Origin of the sequence: Streptomyces sp. MnatMP-M17 (genome assembly GCF_900091995.1) — a bacterium.
Lineage (GTDB): Bacteria > Actinomycetota > Actinomycetes > Streptomycetales > Streptomycetaceae > Streptomyces.
This window is the reverse complement of record NZ_FMDK01001162.1, coordinates 1-1310: the sequence shown is the minus strand read 5'-3', so window position 1 is coordinate 1310 and position 1310 is coordinate 1. Positions and strand designations below refer to the sequence as shown.

1 protein-coding gene is annotated in these 1310 nt (G+C 72.9%); it reads left to right on the top strand.

Annotation, left to right across the window (positions count from 1 at the left end):
• Nucleotides 1-1247: VWA domain-containing protein (locus GA0115259_RS37300; protein ID WP_107469415.1), on the top strand; the 1247-nt coding region annotated here is incomplete at its 5' end.
• Nucleotides 1248-1310: the final 63 nt, after the last annotated feature.

The window sequence follows — 1310 nt, the reverse complement described above, 5'->3', positions numbered from 1 at the left end:
TAACGGCGTCGGCGCCCTCGGCGGAGGCAGCGGCGGCGGACCTGGTGGCCGCGGCCTTCGACAACCCGCGCGCGCCGGAACCGGACCTGAGCGTGCCGCCCCAGATCTCCCGCGCCCACACGCCCGACCCCGAGGAGCCCGCACTCGCGGCAACGGTCCCGGCCCAAACCTCCACAGAACCGGACCCGTTCCCAGAGGTACGGACCCCGGAGCCCGCGACAACGCCCGTGCCGGAGGCGGAGGTCCGGGCCGAGGCGGAGGTAACGGCCGTACCGGAACGGGAAACCGGGCCCGAGCCGGTGGTTACGCCCGCGCCGGAGGCGGAAGTCACGGCCGTAGCCGAGACCGAGCCCGCCGGGGCGCCGGTACCGGACGCCGACGTAACGGCCGCACCCGAGCCGGAGGCCGTACTCACGGCCGAGACCGAGCCGGAGCCGGCGCCCGACGCCGAGCCCATCGCAACGCCCGCGCCGGAGGCCGGCGTTCCGGCCACGGCCGAGACCGAGCCCGTCCTCGCGGCCGACGCCGACGACACGTCGGAGCCCGTACCCGCCGCCGAAAACGGACAGTCCGCTCTCTCCCTCGCTCGCGTCAAGTCCCTTGCTCCTGGGCTTGTCCAGCACTACAAGGCCGCCGGGGCCGCGCTCAAGAAGCTTGGGCTCGGCGGCGAGCGGGCCACCGTGTATCTGGTTCTGGACCGGTCCGGGTCCATGCGGCCGTACTACAAGGACGGCAGCGCCCAGCACCTCGGTGAGCAGGCGCTCGCGCTCTCCGCGCATCTGGACGGCAGCGCGACCGTGCCCGTCGTGTTCTTCTCCACCGAGATCGACGGGACCGGCGAGATCGGTCTCGGCTCGTACGAGGGCAAGGTCGACGAACTGCACGGCTCCCTCGGCCGGATGGGACGTACGCACTACCACTTCGCGGTCGAGGAGGTAGTGGCGCTCCACGAGAAGTCCGGTTCCACCGGGCCCGCGCTGGTGATCTTCCAGACGGACGGTGCGCCCAACGCCGTACGCGCCGCCGAGCAGGCCTTCGCCGACGCCGCCGGGCTGCCGCTCTTCTGGCAGATCGTGGCATTCGGCGAGGAGGACGCCAAGGGCTTCGACTTCGCGCGCAGGCTCGGCGCGGACGCGGCCACCGCGAACGTCGGCTTCCTGCACATGGGCCCCGTACCGGCCGAGTTGCCGGACGCCACGTTCTACGGTGCGGTGCTCAGCGCCTGGCAGGCCTCCCGCGCAAACTGAACTCCCGTACAAGCCGACCCACCACGAACCCCGCTGCCGTCGGCCCGCGTCATCCCGACGCGG